The 16458-nt window shown below is 70.4% G+C and carries 13 protein-coding genes and 1 riboswitch; of the genes, 7 read left to right on the top strand and 6 right to left on the bottom strand.

Annotated elements, in window-relative coordinates:
* Positions 1-121: 121 nt before the first annotated feature.
* Both ACFW3D_RS18400 and ACFW3D_RS18395 read right to left on the bottom strand, forming a co-directional pair.
* Positions 122-1132 carry a ribonucleotide-diphosphate reductase subunit beta gene (locus tag ACFW3D_RS18400; RefSeq protein ID WP_500505201.1) on the bottom strand — a complete coding sequence of 337 codons (1011 nt, stop codon included), beginning with the start codon at positions 1130-1132 and terminating at the stop codon, positions 122-124.
* The gene (locus ACFW3D_RS18395) at positions 1132-3498 is read right to left on the bottom strand and encodes a ribonucleoside-diphosphate reductase subunit alpha (protein ID WP_500505199.1); all 2367 of its coding nucleotides are present in this window, start codon (positions 3496-3498) and stop codon (positions 1132-1134) included. Before ACFW3D_RS18395 ends, ACFW3D_RS18400 begins: the two co-directional genes overlap by 1 nt.
* 130 nt (positions 3499-3628) lie before the next feature.
* Positions 3629-3787, bottom strand: a riboswitch (cobalamin riboswitch).
* A gap of 248 nt (positions 3788-4035) precedes the next feature.
* On the opposite strand from ACFW3D_RS18395, the gene ACFW3D_RS18390 reads away from it, so the two are divergent.
* The gene (locus tag ACFW3D_RS18390; RefSeq protein ID WP_500505197.1) at positions 4036-5007 is read left to right on the top strand and encodes a GlxA family transcriptional regulator; all 972 of its coding nucleotides are present in this window, start codon (positions 4036-4038) and stop codon (positions 5005-5007) included.
* Positions 5008-5064: 57 nt separating this feature from the next.
* Here the strand turns inward: ACFW3D_RS18390 and mctP are convergent, their stop codons facing one another.
* From mctP to ACFW3D_RS18375, 3 genes are all read right to left on the bottom strand, one after another.
* Positions 5065-6696, bottom strand: coding sequence for a monocarboxylate uptake permease MctP (gene mctP, locus ACFW3D_RS18385; RefSeq protein WP_500505196.1), 1632 nt, complete (start codon positions 6694-6696; stop codon positions 5065-5067).
* The gene (locus ACFW3D_RS18380; RefSeq protein WP_500505195.1) at positions 6693-6950 is read right to left on the bottom strand and encodes a DUF3311 domain-containing protein; all 258 of its coding nucleotides are present in this window, start codon (positions 6948-6950) and stop codon (positions 6693-6695) included. The genes mctP and ACFW3D_RS18380 overlap by 4 nt, the downstream gene beginning before the upstream one ends.
* Positions 6951-7083: 133 nt before the next feature.
* Complete coding sequence (locus ACFW3D_RS18375; RefSeq protein WP_018563314.1) at positions 7084-7863, bottom strand: GntR family transcriptional regulator; 780 nt, start codon at positions 7861-7863, stop codon at positions 7084-7086.
* A gap of 226 nt (positions 7864-8089) precedes the next feature.
* Here ACFW3D_RS18375 and ACFW3D_RS18370 point away from each other — a divergent pair, with 226 nt between their 5' ends.
* From ACFW3D_RS18370 to ACFW3D_RS18345, 6 genes are all read left to right on the top strand, one after another.
* A complete protein-coding gene (locus tag ACFW3D_RS18370) occupies positions 8090-9367 on the top strand; it encodes an extracellular solute-binding protein (RefSeq protein WP_500505194.1) in 1278 nt (425 codons plus the stop codon).
* Between the two features lie 98 nt (positions 9368-9465).
* The gene (locus tag ACFW3D_RS18365) at positions 9466-10431 is read left to right on the top strand and encodes a carbohydrate ABC transporter permease (RefSeq protein WP_500505269.1); all 966 of its coding nucleotides are present in this window, start codon (positions 9466-9468) and stop codon (positions 10429-10431) included.
* A gap of 5 nt (positions 10432-10436) precedes the next feature.
* A complete protein-coding gene (locus ACFW3D_RS18360) occupies positions 10437-11324 on the top strand; it encodes a carbohydrate ABC transporter permease (protein ID WP_500505193.1) in 888 nt (295 codons plus the stop codon).
* Positions 11321-12844, top strand: coding sequence for a glycoside hydrolase family 3 protein (locus tag ACFW3D_RS18355; RefSeq protein ID WP_500505192.1), 1524 nt, complete (start codon positions 11321-11323; stop codon positions 12842-12844). The genes ACFW3D_RS18360 and ACFW3D_RS18355 overlap by 4 nt, the downstream gene beginning before the upstream one ends.
* Positions 12845-12891: 47 nt before the next feature.
* Positions 12892-13962 (top strand): SIS domain-containing protein, encoded by a 1071-nt coding sequence (locus tag ACFW3D_RS18350; RefSeq protein WP_500505190.1) that lies wholly within the window; start codon positions 12892-12894, stop codon positions 13960-13962.
* Positions 13963-14342: 380 nt separating this feature from the next.
* Positions 14343-15791, top strand: coding sequence for a sensor histidine kinase (locus ACFW3D_RS18345; RefSeq protein WP_500505189.1), 1449 nt, complete (start codon positions 14343-14345; stop codon positions 15789-15791).
* A gap of 180 nt (positions 15792-15971) precedes the next feature.
* Here ACFW3D_RS18345 and ACFW3D_RS18340 read toward each other — a convergent pair whose 3' ends face one another.
* On the bottom strand, positions 15972-16229 hold the full coding sequence (locus tag ACFW3D_RS18340; protein WP_018563321.1) for a WhiB family transcriptional regulator: 258 nt from the start codon (positions 16227-16229) through the stop codon (positions 15972-15974).
* Between the last annotated feature and the right edge of the window lie 229 nt (positions 16230-16458).

Raw genomic sequence — 16458 nt, 5'->3', positions numbered from 1 at the left:
GTTGTTTATTTTTCATTGTTTTTATGCTGGTTTTTTGGCTTTTTGGTGGTGGGGGGTGGGTTGTGCGGGGGGGGGGGGGGCGCCGCGCCCCCCCCCCCCCCCCCCCCCGCCCGCTGCCGGATCAGAAGTCGTCGTCGAAGGAGACCGTGCCCTCGACCGCCACCTGGTACGCGGAGGCGCGGCGCTCGAAGAAGTTGGTCAGCTCCTGGACGTTCTGCAGCTCCATGAAGGAGAACGGGTTCTCCGAGCCGTAGCGGGCCGGCAGGCCGAGGCGGACCAGGCGCTGGTCGGCGACGCACTGCAGGTACTCGCGCATGGAGTCGGTGTTCATGCCGGGCAGGCCGTCGCCGCACAGGTCGCGGGCGAACTGGAGCTCGGCCTCGACGGCCTCCTCCAGCATCGCGGTGACCTGCTTGGCCATCTCCTCGTCGAAGAGGTCGGGCTCCTCCTGGCGGACGGTGTCGACGACGTGGAACGCGAAGTCCATGTGCATCGACTCGTCGCGGAACACCCAGTTGGTGCCGGTGGCGAGCCCGTGCAGCAGGCCGCGCGAGCGGAACCAGTAGACGTAGGCGAAGGCGCCGTAGAAGAACAGGCCCTCGATGCAGGCCGCGAAGCAGATCAGGTTGAGCAGGAAGCGACGGCGGTCCTCCCTGGTCTCCAGGCGGTCGATGGACTCCACCGAGTCCATCCAGCGGAAGCAGAACTGCGCCTTCTCGCGGATGGAGGGGATGTTCTCCACGGCCGCGAACGCGGCCGCGCGCTCCTCGGGATCGGGCAGGTAGGTGTCGAGCAGCGTCAGGTAGAACTGGACGTGCACGGCCTCCTCGAAGAGCTGCCGCGACAGGTACAGCCGCGCCTCGGGGGAGTTGATGTGCTTGTACAGCGTCAGCACGAGGTTGTTGGCGACGATCGAGTCGCCGGTGGCGAAGAACGCCACCAGCCGGCCGATCATGTGCTGCTCGCCGGGGGAGAGCTTGGCGAGGTCCGCGACGTCGGAGTGGAGGTCGACCTCCTCCACGGTCCAGGTGTTCTTGATCGCGTCGCGGTAGCGCTCGTAGAAGTCCGGGTAGCGCATCGGACGCAGCGTCAGCTCGAAGCCCGGGTCGAGCAGGTTCTTGGTGGAGCTCATCACTGGCAGGCCTCGCAGGACTCGGGGTTCTCAAGGGAGCAGGCGATCGCGTCCGCGTCGGGCGTCGCCTGCACGGGGATCGGGGCCGCCGCGCGGGCGGACTGCGCGATGCGGGTCGCCGGACGGGAGCGCAGGTAGTACGTCGTCTTCAGGCCCTGCTTCCAGGCGTACGCGTACATCGAGCTGAGCTTGCCGATGGTGGGCGAGGCCATGAAGAGGTTGAGCGACTGGCTCTGGTCGAGGTAGGGGGTGCGGGCCGCGGCCATGTCGATCAGGGCGCGCTGCGGGAGCTCCCAGGCGGTGCGGTACAGCTCGCGCACGTCCGCGGGGATCCAGTTGAAGCCGTCGACGGAGCCGTTGGACTCGCGCAGCGCGTCGCGGGTCTGCGCGTCCCAGACGCCGAGCTTCTTCAGGTCGGCCACCAGGTAGGAGTTGACCTGCAGGAACTCGCCGCTGAGCGTCTCGCGCTTGAAGAGGTTGGAGACCTGCGGCTCGATGCACTCGTACACGCCCGCGATCGAGGCGATGGTGGCGGTCGGGGCGATGGCCAGCAGCAGCGAGTTGCGCATGCCGGTGGCGGCGACGCGGGCGCGCAGCGCCTCCCAGCGCTCGGGCCAGTTCTCCTCGGTGTCGTAGTGGTCCGGGTGCAGCACGCCGCGGGCGGCACGGGTCTGCGACCAGGCCGGGTGCGGGCCGTGGCGCTCGGCGAGGTCGCAGGAGGCCTCGTACGCGGCGAGCATGATGCGCTCGGCGATCTTCGTGGAGAGCGCCTTGGCCTCGGCGGAGTCGAAGGGCAGCCGCAGCTTGAAGAAGACGTCCTGCAGGCCCATCGCGCCCAGGCCCACCGGACGCCAGCGCTCGTTGGAGGAGGCGGCCTGGGAGGTCGGGTAGAAGTTGATGTCCACGACGCGGTCGAGGAAGGTCACGGCGGTGCGGACGGTGGCGTCCAGCCGCTCCCAGTCGATCGAGCCGTCGTCGCCCACGAACGCGCCGAGGTTGACCGAGCCGAGGTTGCAGACCGCGGTCTCGCCGTCGTCCGTGACCTCCAGGATCTCCGTGCAGAGATTGGAGGAGTGGATCACGCGGCCGGGCTCGGCGGTCTGGTTGGCGGTGCGGTTGGACGCGTCCTTGAAGGTCATCCAGCCGTTGCCGGTCTGCGCCAGGGTGCGCATCATGCGGCCGTACAGCTCGCGCGCCGGGAGGGTCTTGCGGGCCAGGCCGGCCGCCTCGGCCTTGCGGTAGGCGGCGTCGAACTCCTCGCCCCACAGGTCGACGAGCTCGGGCACGTCGGCGGGGGAGAACAGCGACCAGGTGCCGTCGCTGTCGACGCGGCGCATGAACTCGTCCGGGATCCAGTGCGCCAGGTTGAGGTTGTGGGTGCGGCGCGCCTCCTCGCCGGTGTTGTCGCGCAGCTCCAGGAACTCCTCGAGGTCCGCGTGCCAGGTCTCCAGGTAGACGCAGGCCGCGCCCTTGCGGCGGCCGCCCTGGTTCACGGCGGCGACGGAGGCGTCGAGGGTGCGCAGGAACGGGACGATGCCGTTGGAGTGCCCGTTGGTGCCGCGGATCAGCGAGCCGCGGGAGCGGATGCGGGAGTAGGACAGTCCGATGCCTCCGGCGTGCTTCGACAGCCGGGCCACCTGGTGGTAGCGGTCGTAGATGGAGTCCAGCTCGTCCAGCGGGGAGTCCAGCAGGTAGCAGGAGGACATCTGCGGGTGCCGGGTGCCGGAGTTGAAGAGCGTGGGGGAGCTGGGCAGGTAGTCCAGCCGGCTCATCAGGCCGTAGAGCGCCGCGACCTCGTCGACCGAGCGGCCGGTGCCGTCCTCGGCCAGGCCGGAGGCGACCCGCAGCATGAAGTGCTGCGGGGTCTCGATGACCTGGCGGGTGATCGGGTGGCGCAGCAGGTAGCGGCTGTGCAGGGTGCGCAGGCCGAAGTAGCCGAAGCGGTCGTCGGCGCCGTCGGCGAGCGCGCCCTCGACCAGCGCGTCCAGCCGTCCGGCGTGCTCGGCCACGAAGGCGGCGGTGCCGTCGGCGATCAGGCCCTCGCGGTGGCCCACCGCGATCGACGCCGAGAAGGAGACCGCGCCCTCGCCGGCCGCCTCGTCGGCGATGGCGAGGGTGAGCAGACGGGCGGCGAGCCGCGAGTACTGCGGGTCCTCCGCGATGAGCCCGGCGGCGGCCTCGGTGGCCAGCGCCCGCAGTTCCGCCTCGTCCGCGGCGGCGCTGCGGCCGCGCAGCGCGGCGGCGGCGACCCGGCCGGGGTCGGTGTCGGGGAGGTCTGCGGTCAGTTCCGTCAGGGTGCGCAGCAGTTCGGCCCCGGTTGAGGCAGGGTCCGATGCGGTGGCGGGTGCGGCGGGCGCGATGGTCACGTGTGCTCTCTCCCTCGTACGGCGGCGACGCGGAGGAGCGACGGGGCGCACGCAGGGCAGGCCAGGGCATGCCGCGGCGCGTCCGCCGGCCCAACCCGCGAGGCCCGGACACTTCACCGTCCGGACGGCGCGCCGGACGGTGCCGTCGGCAGGTACTCGGACTCGCGGGCAGCCTCCAGGCGCCCGCACACCGTTGCGGGGCAGTCCCGGATTCCCACCGGCTTCCCCTGCGGCGACAGCGGAGTTGAGCATACATCTAGTGGCGCCCGCCCATGACACCACCAGATGTTGTGTCGATGCGGTTACAGAGCGAGGGGCTCACCGCTGCCAGTCGTGGCCGTCGCGGGAGTCGTGGACGTGCCCGGTCAGGGCGGCGAAGGCCAGGGCCAGGAAGAAGACCAGTGCGGTGACGGTGGCGAGGAAGGTTTCCATGCCTTCGACTCTGCTCCTCGCGCAGCGCCGCCGGGAGTGGCAGGACTGACGCACTACCTCGAAATCCTGCCACCGCCGCGGCCGCGTCTCTGCCATCCTGGACGCATGCTGCAGAACGTGGCCGTGGTCCTGCTCGACGGTGTCCATCCCTTCGAACTGGGGGTGGTCTGCGAGGTGTTCGGAATCGACCGCTCGGACGACGGCCTGCCGGTCTACGACTTCGCCGTCGCCTCCGCGGCGGGGCCGACGCTGACGTCCCCCGCCGGGTTCACCATCGGCACCCGGCACGGCCTGGAACGGCTGGAGGAGGCCGACCTGGTCGCGGTGCCCGCCGGCGACTCCTATGTGCACCGGGAGTACCCGCCGGAGCTGCTGGACGCGCTGAACCGCGCCGTGGAGCGCGGGGCGCGGGTGCTCAGCGTCTGCTCGGGCGTCTTCGTGCTGGCCGCCGCCGGTCTGCTGGACGGCCGCCGCTGCGCCGTCCACTGGCGGCACGCGGAGGAGCTGGCGCGGCGTCACCCCCGGATACGGGTCGAGCCCGACGTGCTGTATGTGGACGAGGACCCGGTGATCACTTCGGCCGGCACCGCCGCCGGGATCGACGCCTGCCTGCACCTGGTCCGCAAGGAGCAGGGCAGCGACGTGGCCAACGCCATCGCCCGGCGCATGGTGGTGCCCCCGCACCGGGAGGGCGGCCAGGCGCAGTACGTCGACCGCCCGCTGCCGCGCACCCGCTGCGACACCGTGGGCGAGGTCCTGGCGTGGATGGAACGCCACCTGGACCGCGAGGTCACCGTCGACGAACTGGCCGCCCGGGCGCACATGTCGCCGCGCACCTTCGCCCGCCGCTTCCAGCAGGAGACCGGCACGACGCCCTACCGCTGGCTGCTGGGCCAGCGGGTGCTGCTGGCACGGGAGCTGCTGGAGGGCACCGACGTGACGGTGGACGCCGTCGCCGCGCGTGCCGGGTTCGGCAACGCGGCGACCCTGCGCCACCACTTCGCCCGCTGGGTGGGCACCACCCCGCAGGCGTACCGCCGCACCTTCCGCTGCCCGGAACCGGCCCGCACCGCATGACGACGGGCCACCGCCCCGTCCCAGGGCGGCGGCCCGTGACCGTGGCCGGTGCGGCGGTCAGTGACCGGCGACCACCGGCAGGTCCTTCTCCACGCCCGGGTCGCCGGCGTCGGCCGTGAAGTCGGACTTGGCGGTCTCGTCCACGCCCTCGGGGGCCTTGAGGGCCCGGAGGACGAAGGTGAGCACGACGGTGACCACCACGTTGAGCACGAAGGCGGTCAGTCCGATGTAGCCGATCTGGCCGATGACCGGGATGGTGTCGGAGGAGCCGCCGAAGTGCTTCTGGGTCGGGCTGGCCACGCCGTACGCCACCCAGGTGCCGTAGACCATGCCGACCGCCCAGCCCGCCAGCAGTGCCCAGCGGTGGAACCAGCGGGTGAACAGGCCGCCCACCAGGGCCGGGAAGGTCTGCAGGATCCAGATGCCGCCCAGCAGCTGGAAGTTGATCGCGACCGTCTTGTCCATGGTGAGGACGAAGACCAGGGCGCCGACCTTGACCAGCAGCGAGACCACCTTGGAGACCTGGGTCTCCTGCGCGGGGGTGGCGTCCGGTTTGATGAAGTCCTTGTAGATGTTGCGGGTGAAGAGGTTGGCCGCGGCGATCGACATGATCGCCGCCGGCACCAGCGCGCCGATGCCGATCGCGGCGAAGGCCACGCCCGCGAACCAGGACGGGAACATGTTCTCGAACAGCTGCGGGATCGCCAGCTGGCCGTTGTAGCCGGTGATCCCGGCGCCCACGCCGCTGGCCAGCGCCATGAAGCCGAGCATCGCCAGCAGGCCGAGCATCAGCGAGTACAGCGGCAGCACGGTGGTGTTGCGGCGGATGACGTCACGGCTGCGGCTGGAGAGCACGGCCGTGATCGAGTGCGGGTACATGAACAGCGCGAGCGCCGAGCCCAGCGCCAGCGTGCCGTACGCCCACTGGGCGGTGTCGCCCGGGGCCAGGGATCCGCGCGGCTTGCCGGTGGCGGGGTTGACCTGGGAGTAGGCGTCGCCGGCCTTGGCGAAGATGTCGTCGAAGCCGCCCAGCTTGATCGGGATGTAGATGATCGCCACCGCGATGACGATGTAGATCAGCGTGTCCTTGACGAACGCGATCAGCGCCGGTGCCCGCAGGCCGGAGGAGTAGGTGTAGGCCGCCAGTACACCGAAGGCGATCAGCAGCGGGAGGTCCTTGATGAACCAGTTGGACGACTCGCCGCCGCCCACGCCCATCACGTCCAGGACGGCCTGGATGCCCACCAGCTGCAGCGCGATGTACGGCATCGTGGCGAGGATGCCGGTGACCGCCACCGCCAGCGACAGGCCCTTGGAGCCGAAGCGCCCGCGCACGAAGTCTGAGGTGGTGACGTAGCCGTGCTTGTGCGACACCGACCACAGCCGCGGCAGGAAGGTGAAGACCAGCGGGTAGACCAGGATCGTGTACGGCACGGCGAAGAAGCCGGACGCGCCCGCCGCGTAGACCGCCGCCGGCACCGCCACGAAGGTGTAGGCCGTGTACAGGTCACCGCCCAGCAGGAACCAGGTGATCCAGCCGCCGAAGCTGCGGCCGCCCAGGCCCCACTCGTCCAGGTGCAGCGCGTTCTCCGCCCTGCGCCAGCGCGCGGCGAGGAAGCCCAGGACCGTGACGACCAGGAAGAAGAAGATGAAGACGCCGAGCGCGACGCCGTTGACCCCGTCCTTCACTTCGCCACCTCCTTCCGTGCCCGCTCCTCACGGCGGACCAGGACGTACGCGGTGTACGTCAGTCCGGAGGACAGGAACACCCACAGCATCTGGTACCAGTAGAAGAACGGGATGCCGATGAACTCCGGGGTCAGCTTTGCGTACGAGCCGACCCAGAGCATGGCGACGAAGGGGATGACGAGGCAGACACCGGCGATCACGCGGGTGGTGGTGACCACCGGTGGCCGCCCGGAGGTTCCGGATGGTTCGGACATTGCTACGGCTCCGTCCTGATCTCTTACTCCTGTGTAATGCGCAGGCAATCTAGAGTCAGGACGGGAGGCACGTCACTACCTGCCCGCATTGCGGTATGGAAACGATCTACAAGGCCCGGGAACCGCGCGGGGGTTACGGTCGTTGCAGGCGCGCCACGAACTTGTAGCGGTCGCCGCGGTAGACCGAGCGCACCCACTCCACCGGCTCGCCGCCGGTGTCGATCGAGTGCCGGGACAGCAGCAGCATCGGCAGCCCCACGTCCGTGCCCAGCAGGCCCGCCTCCCGCGGGGTGGCGAGCGAGGTCTCGATGGTCTCCTCCGCCTCGGCGAGCCGGACGTCGTAGACCTCGGCCAGCGCGGTGTAGAGCGAGGTGTACTTCGCCAGGCTGCGGCGCAGTGCGGGGAAGCGCTTGGCCGACAGGTGGGTGGTCTCGATGGCCATCGGCTCGCCGTTCGCCAGGCGCAGGCGCTCGATGCGCAGCACGCGGCCGCCGGCCTTCATGTCCAGCAGTTCCGCCAGCCGGTCGTCGGCGGTGATGTAGCCGATGTCGAGCAGCTGGGAGGTCGGCTCCAGCCCCTGGGCGCGCATGTCCTCGGTGTACGAGGTGAGTTGCAGCGCCTGGGAGACCTTGGGCTTGGCGACGAAGGTGCCCTTGCCCTGGATGCGCTCCAGCCGGCCCTCGACCACCAGTTCCTGCAGCGCCTGCCGCACGGTGGTGCGCGAGGTGTCGAACTCGGCGGCCAGGGTGCGCTCCGGCGGCACCGGGGAACCGGGGGGCATCGTCTGGGTCAGTTCGAGCAGATGGCGCTTCAGGCCGTAGTACTTGGGCACCCGTGCGGTCCGTCCGGCCGCGGCCCCGGCCGCCTCCGCGGTCTCCGTCACCGCCGTGCCGGCCTCGCCGTCGGTCTCCATCGCCTCTGCTCCCGAGTGCTGTCGTGCTGCCGTCACCGGCTCCTCCGTCATTCGCGGCTCACATGGTGGCACGGCCAGGGCTCATATCGCGTTACGAGCCCAGATGTCGGTCCGGTAACGGACGCGTCCGGTGCTCTTATACACCCTTGACACCCCTAAAGGTCTAGGCCAAGCTTCGGGTCACTGGTCTACACCACTTTGTACTCACTGCCCTGGGGAGGGTGTTGTGAAGCGCAAGCTGATCGCGGCGATCGGTGTCGCCGTCATGGTCGCCGGCGTTGCGGCCTGCGGTTCGGACGACAAGGGCTCCGACAAGGCCTCGGCGCCGAAGGAGATCACCGTCTGGCTGACGGTCGACGCACAGAAGAACTGGCCCGAGCTGGTGAAGCAGGCGGACGACGCGTTCGCGGCCAAGCACAAGGGCGTGAAGGTCCGTCACGAGTACTACGAGTGGACCGCCAAGAACCAGAAGCTCGACGCCGTCCTCGCCACCAAGAAGGTGCCGGACGTCGTCGAGATGGGCAACACCGAGACCCTCGGCTACCTGGTCAAGGGCGCCTTCGCCCCCATCGACAAGAGCAAGTTCGAGAACTCCGGCGACTGGCTGGACGCCCTCGAGGGCTCCGTGACGTACAACGGCAAGACCTACGGCGTGCCTTACTACGCCGGTGCCCGCGTCGGCATCTGGCGCAAGGACGTCGCCAAGGCGGCCGGCGTCACCAAGACGCCGACCACCTGGGCCGAGCTGACCGACGCCCTCGACAAGATCCAGAAGAAGAACGGCGACAAGTTCTCCTCCTGGTACCAGCCCAGCCGCGACTGGTACACCGCGCTGGCCTTCGTCAAGGACGCCGGCGGCGACGTCGCCAAGGAGGACGGCGGCAAGTGGACCGCCACCCTCTCCGACCCCAAGTCCATCGAGGGGCTGAAGACCTGGAAGTCCGTCCTGGACAAGTACTTCCACGGCGACAAGAACAAGGACGAGTCGGACCGTTACATCGTCTACGGCCAGGGCAAGTCCGCGCTCATCTACGGCGCCAGCTGGGAGCGTTCCGCCGCCGCCGACCCCAAGACCGACAAGACCGGCAAGCTCAAGGACACCCTGGAGGCCTTCGCGCTGCCCGGCCCCAACGGCGAACTGCTGCCGAACTTCATCGGCGGCTCCGACCTGGTCATCCCGGCCAAGTCCGCCGCGCAGGACCTCGCCGCCGACTGGATCGACGGCTTCACGGACAGCGCGGCCCAGAAGGTCCTCGTCGCCAAGGGCAACCTGCCCAACGCCAAGTCGCTGCTCGCCCCGCTGAAGGACGACCCGGCGACGGCGGCCTCCGCCCGGGCCAACGAGAACACCTGGTTCGTCCCGACCGCCCCGGGCTGGCTGCAGGTCGAGAAGAAGCAGATCCTGCAGAACATGCTGAACGACATCGCCGTCGGCAAGGCGTCCATCGAGGACGCGACCAAGTCCGCGGACGAGCAGATCAACGCGGTGATCAACGCCGGCTGACCGGCACACGGGCAACACAGTGATCGACGCCGGCCGGCCGCCCCAGGGCGGCCGGCCCCGGTGCGACGCCAGGGACTGGAGTACCCGAGGAGCACATGATGAGTGCCGTTGACACACCGCTGGACAAGGTGCCGCGCCCGCGGCCGGGGGGACCGGGCCGCAGGCCACGCCGCTTCGGCGGAGCCGCGCTCCCGTGGACCCTGCTCGCGCCGACCATCGGCGTCCTGCTGCTGGTCCTCGGCTATCCGCTGGTCCGGCTGGTCACCCTCTCCTTCAAGCAGTTCGGCCAGGCCGAGCTCTGGCAGGGACTGCCCGGCGACTGGCAGGGATTCGCCAACTACACCCACGTCCTGGGGGACTCGGTCTTCTGGGGCGTCGTCCTGCGCACGCTGCTCTTCACCCTCGCGGCGGTGCTGCTCACGCTCGTCGTCGGGATGGGCGTGGCGCTGCTGATGCAGCGGGTCTCGCCCTGGGTCAAGGCGCTGATCAACATCGTGCTGGTGGCGAGCTGGGCGATGCCCGTGGTCGTCGCCATCACCATCTTCAAGTGGATGTTCGACAGCGACTACGGCGTCCTCAACTGGCTGCTCAGCCGGCTGCCGGGGGCCGACTTCAGCGGCCACAACTGGTTCACCGACACCAAGCAGGGCTTCCTCGTCATCACCCTCATGGTGGTCTGGGGCGCCATCCCGTTCGTCGCCATCACCCTGCACGCGGGCCTCACCCAGGTGCCCAGGGAACTGGAGGAGGCCGCCCGCATGGACGGCGCCGGGCCGGCCAAGGTCTTCCGGCACGTCACCCTGCCGGTGCTCAAGCCGATCATCGTCATGCTGACGACGCTGTCGGTCATCTGGGACATGGGCGTCTTCCCGCAGGTCTTCCTCATGCGCGACGGGCACCCCGAGCCGGCGTACCAGGTGCTCACCACCTACTCCTACGACCAGGCCTTCGTCGCCAACGACTACGACGCGGGCGCGGCCATCGCCGTCGTCACGGTGCTGCTCCTGCTCGGGGTGATGGCCGTCTACATGCGCCAGATGCTGAAGATCGGAGAGGTGGAGTGACGGCCATGCTCGACACGGCTCGCGCCGAGAGGGCCCCGGCGACCGCTCCGGCCGCGCGCGCCGTCCGGCGGCCCCGGCGCAAGGGGCGGACGGTCTACAACCTGCTCGGCCTGCTGGTCGTGGTGGTCACCGGCTTCCCGGTCTACTGGATGCTCAACACGGCCTTCAAGCCCGCCAAGGACGCCATCGACCCCGACCCCAAGTTCTTCCCGACCAGTCTGTCCTTCCAGAACTTCTCCGACGCCCTGGACGTCGGCGACTTCTGGGGCTCGGTCGGCCGCAGCCTGATCGTCTCCGGTTCCACCGTCGGCCTCGGCCTGGTGATCGGGCTGCTGGCGGCGCTGGCCATCTCCCGTTTCGTCTTCCGCGGCCGCAAGGCCGTGATCGTGGCGATCCTCGCCGTGCAGATGGTGCCGCTGGTGGCGATGATCATCCCGGTCTTCCTGCTGCTCAACCAGATCGACCAGATCGACAAGCTCTCCGGACTCGTCATCACGTACCTGACCTTCGTGCTCCCCTTCACGGTGTGGACGCTGCGCGGATTCATCGTCAACATCCCGAAGGAGCTGGAGGAGTCGGCGATGGTCGACGGCTGCACCCGCATGGGCGCGTTCTTCCGGATCATCCTGCCGCTGCTCGCCCCGGGTCTCGTCGCCACCTCCATCTACGCGCTGATCCAGGCCTGGAACGAGTACCTGTACGCGATGCTCATCATGAGCCAGGAGCACCAGACGGCCACGGTGTGGCTCGGCAACTTCGTCACCTCGCGGGGCACGGACTACGCGCCGATGATGGCCGGTTCGACCATGATGGGCGTGCCCGTGGTGATCTTCTTCCTGATCGTGCAGCGCAAGGTCGCCGCCGGACTGACCGCCGGAGCGGTGAAGGGATGACCGAGACCTTGAGCCAGATCCACGACGGCGCCGCGGACACCGAGGCCCTCGTCCGCGACGCCCTCACCGTCCTGCAGCCGGGCTTCCACGGCACCACCGCACCCGAGTGGCTGCTGCGCAGGCTCGCCGAGGGACTGGGCTCCGTCGCCCTGTTCGCCCGCAACATCGAATCGCCCGGCCAACTGGCCGCGCTCACCGCGCAGCTGCGCGCCGTACGGCCCGAGGTCCTGATCGCCGCCGACGAGGAGGGCGGTGACGTGACCCGGCTGGAGGCCCGCAGCGGTTCCTCCTTCCCCGGCAACCTCGCCCTCGGCGCCGTCGACGACACCGGCCTGACCCGCGACGTCGCCGCCGAACTCGGGCGCCGGCTGGCCGAGTGCGGGGTCAACCTCAACTGGGCGCCCTCCGCGGACGTCAACTCCGACCCCCGCAACCCCGTCATCGGCGTGCGCTCCTTCGGCTCCGAGCCGCTGCTGGTCGCCCGGCACACCGCGGCGTACGTCGAGGGCCTGCAGTCCGCCGGGGTCGCCGCCTGCACCAAGCACTTCCCCGGCCACGGCGACACCTCCGTCGACTCCCACCACGCCCTGCCCCGGGTGGACGTCGAGCCGGACACCCTGCACGCCCGCGAACTCGCCCCGTTCCGGGCCGCCCTTGCCGCCGGCAGCAAGGCCGTGATGAGCGCGCACATCCTCGTGCCCGCCCTCGACCCGGAACGCCCCGCCACCCTCAGCCCCGCCGTGCTCACCGGACTGCTCCGGGACGAGCTGGGCTACGACGGCCTGATCGTCACCGACGGCATCGAGATGCGCGCCATCGCCGACGCGTACGGCATCGAGCGCGGCACCGTCCTGGCGCTCGCCGCCGGCGCCGACGCGATCTGCGTGGGCGGCGGCCTCGCCGAGGAGGAGACGGTGGTCGCCCTCCGCGACGCCATCGTCGCCGCCGTACGCGACGGCGACCTGCCCCGGGCCCGGCTCGCCGACGCCGCCGGACGGGTGCGGAGCCTGGCCGCCTGGGCCGCCGAGCACTCCGCGGCGCGGGCGACCGCGGCACCGGACCCCGGGATCGGCCTGGTCGCGGCCCGCCGCGCCCTGCGCGTCACCCGCACCGACGGCTACCTGCCGATCGCGGAGGCGCCCTACGTCGCCGCCTTCACCCCGGTCGCCAACATCGCCGTCGGTGCCGAGACCCCGTGGGGCGTCGCCGCCGAACTCGACCGGATCCTCCCGGGCACCGTGACCGGGAACTTCCGTGAAGGTGACGCGCCGGCCGCACACGTGCTGGCGTCGGCGGGGACTCGTAGGATCGTCGCAGTGGTGCGTGACGTGCACCGCCACCCCTGGATGGCCGAGGCGCTGGGCTCGCTGCTCGCCGCCCGTCCGGACACGGTGGTGGTGGAGATGGGCGTTCCGCAGGCGGCACCGTCCGGCGCGCTGCACATCGCGACCCACGGCGCCGCCCGCGTGTGCGGGCGGGCCGCCGCGGAGGTCATCGCGGGCAAGGAGGCCGGCGACTGAGGCCCGCCGCGGCCCAACCGTTCCGGACCCACCTGGAGGCCCAGAGAATGTCCGCCCCGACGCCGACCGGTCAGCAGCCGATGCCGGGCCGGATCATGTCCGGCGAGATGGCCGAGCAGCCCGCGGTGCTGCGCCGCATCCTCGAGGAGGGCGCCCCGCGGATCCGGCGGATCGCGGAGGAGATCGCCGCGCGCGGACCGCGCTTCGTCCTGCTCACCGCGCGCGGCACCTCCGACAACGCGGCCCTGTACGCGAAGTACCTGGTGGAGGTGGTGCTCGGCAAGCCCGCGGGGCTGACGTCGATGTCGACCACCACCGCGTACGGCGCACGCCCGGACCTGACGGACTGCCTCGTCGTCACGGTCAGCCAGTCCGGCGGCTCGCCGGACCTGGTGGCCTCCACCCGGGCCGCGCGCGAGGCCGGTGCGATCACCCTGGCGGTCACCAACAACGCCGACTCGCCGCTGGCCGAGGTCTCCGAGTTCCACATCGACGTCCTGGCCGGCCCGGAGAAGGCCCTGCCGGCGACCAAGACGTACACGGCGGAGCTGCTCGCGCTCTACCTGTTCGTCGAGGGACTGCGGGGCGGCGACGGCAGCGCCGCCAAGGTGCTGCCGGAGCTCGCGGAGCAGATCCTCGCCCGCCAGGACGAGGTCAGTGCGCTCGCCGCGCGCTACCGCTTCGCCGAGCGCCTGGTGCTCACCTCGCGCGGCTACGGCTACCCGACCGCGAAGGAGGCCGCGCTGAAGCTGATGGAGACCAGCTACATCCCGGCCCTGTCCTTCTCCGGCGCCGACCTGCTGCACGGTCCGCTGGCCATGGTGGACAACGTCTCCCCGGTCATCGCGATCGTCACCGAGGGCAAGGGCGGCGAGGCGCTCCAGCCGGTGCTGGACCGGCTCCGCGGCCGCGGGGCCGACCTGGTGGTCATCGGCAACCGGGCGTCGGTCGACGCCGCCTCGGCCGGCTTCGTCCTGCCCACCGAGGGCGTCGCCGAGGAGGTGCAGCCGATCCTGGAGATCCTCCCGCTGCAGATGCTGGCCTACGAGGTCACCATCGCCCGCGGCCAGGACCCGGACGCACCGCGCGCCCTGGCGAAGGTCACCGAGACACACTGAGCCGGAAAGGCCGGGAGAGGGCGCCGAGCCGGAAAGGGCCCGGAGATCACTTCGGGCCGCGGCGCCGGGACGGGACCCTCAACCCGCCCAGCACCGCAGCCCGGAGCTGCCGTCGGTCCGTGGCGCGCGGGATGTGCGGTTCCCGCGGCCCCTGAGGACCGACCGTGAGGCCTGGCGCAGTCAGGGCAGAGAGCGCCCCGGCCTCGCTCCGTCCTTCTGTGCGGGAAGGACGGAAGTACGGTTGTGCGTCAATTCTGGACTAGACCACTAACTCCTGTCCATAAGGCGACGCAGTCAGATCATAGGTCGTGGAAGACCTTTGTGGGGACTGGATGGCGGCGCCCGCCATGAGCGCGGGTACGCTCATTTGCGTGCCCTCCATGAACGATCTCGTACGCCAGCACACGGACCTCGACGATTCCGATCTCGAGTGGCTCCATCTGCTGGTATCGGAGTGGCAGCTGCTCTCCGACCTCTCCTTCGCGGACCTCGTCCTGTGGGTGCCGACCAGTGACGGGACGCGCTACGTGTCGGTCGCCCAGATGCGGCCGAACACCGGCCCGACCTCGTACCAGGACGACATGGTCGGCCACCTGGTGCCGCGCGGCCGCCGCCCGATGCTGGACGCCGCGCTCGACGAGGGCCGGATCGTCCGGGAGGGTGACCCGGAATGGCGCGAGGAGGTCCCGGTCCGGGTCGAGTCCATCCCGGTGCGCCGTGCGGGCCGGGTCCTCGGGGTCATCGCCCGCAACACCAACCTGCTGACCGTCCGGACCCCCAGCCGCCTGGAGCTCACCTACCTGCAGAGTGCCTCCGACCTGGCGCAGATGATCGCGGCGGGCAGCTTCCCGTTCCCCTCCGAGCAGGTCGACATGGACGCCTCACCGCGCGTCGGCGACGGCCTGATCCGGCTCGACGCCGATGGCGTCGTCCAGTACGCCAGCCCCAACGCGCTCTCCGCCTACCACCGGCTCGGCCTGGCCGCCGACCTCGTCGGCCACCACCTGGGCTCGGTCTCCGCGGAGCTGGCGCCCTCGCGGACCAAGAGCCACGAGGCGCTGGTCACCGTCGCCGGCGGCAAGGCGCCGCGGGAGACCGAGATCGAGGGCAACGGCGGCGTCATCCAGCTGCGGGCGATCCCGCTCAGCCCCAAGGGCACGCACAACGGCTCCCTGGTGCTGCTGCGGGACGTGACCGAGCTGCGCCGCCGGGAGCGCGAGCTGATCACCAAGGACGCCACCATCCGGGAGATCCACCACCGGGTGAAGAACAACCTGCAGACGGTCGCGGCGCTGCTGCGGCTGCAGGCCCGTCGCATGGACTCCGACAAGGGCCGGGAGGCGCTGGAGGAGGCGGTCCGCCGGGTCGGTTCGATCGCGATCGTGCACGAGACGCTGTCGCAGAACCTCGACGAGTGCGTGGAGTTCGACGAGATCGCCGACCGCGTACTGGCGATGGTCGCCGAGATCTCCCCGGGCAGGGTCACCACGCGCCGCAGCGGGCGGTTCGGCATCCTCACGGCCGAGGTGGCCACCCCGCTGTCGATGGTGCTCACCGAACTGCTGCAGAACGCCCTGGAGCACGGCTTCGGGCCGGGCGAGCAGGGCACCGTCGAGGTGGCCGCCGAGCGGCGCGGGCAGAAGCTAGGGATCGCGGTGCGGGACGACGGGCGCGGCCTGCCCGCCGAGTTCGACCCGCAGCGGGCGGGCAACCTGGGGCTGCAGATCGTACGGACCCTGGTGGTGGGGGAGTTGGGCGGGACCTTCGACATGGTCCCGGCCGAGGAGCGCGGCACGAAGGTCGTCCTGGAACTTCCCCTGGAGGGCTGACGCCCACCGCGGACCGGCCCGGGAGACGGTACGGGGAACGGGCCCGAGGAACAGGCCCGTGTAACGGGCCCCGGGAACGCCGGAGCCCCGGCTGCTCGGGGAGCGGCCGGGGCTCTTCGCGTCGCTATGCTGCGCGGTTCGGAGGTGCTGCGCGCTGCGGCTCGGGGGTAAGCGAGTGCGTCAGGCGCTGGCGTTGCGGGCGCGGTTGCGGGCGGCGCGGCGCTTCATCGCGCGACGCTCGTCCTCGCTGAGGCCACCCCACACGCCGGCGTCCTGGCCGGTCTCCAGCGCCCACTGCAGGCACTGCTCCATCACGGGGCAGCGGCGGCAGACGGCCTTGGCTTCCTCGATCTGCAGCAGCGCAGGACCGGTGTTGCCGATGGGGAAGAAGAGCTCGGGGTCTTCCTCGCGGCAAACGGCGTTGTGACGCCAGTCCATGGCTGCTCCATCTCCTTGTGTTGCACGCAAGTTGCTTGTGAATGTGAACGCTTTCACGAATCCTCGAACACGACACGGGACATCGCCCAGTCTCCTGGTGCGGTCCCGCTGGGAAGTGGTGAGGATTCCGGCTACCGAGGACGCCCGATGAGCGGCTGTCCCGATCGCCAGGAAGAGCCTCGCAAACCTGGGCTGCGGATACAACCCCTTCCAGAAAGTTTTTTTTGAT

Origin of the sequence: Streptomyces sp. NPDC058864 (assembly GCF_042742985.1) — a bacterium.
In the GTDB taxonomy this organism is placed as follows: Bacteria; Actinomycetota; Actinomycetes; order Streptomycetales; family Streptomycetaceae; genus Actinacidiphila.
The sequence above is the reverse complement of the archived record's forward strand: the minus strand, read 5'-3'. Positions and strand labels throughout refer to the sequence as shown.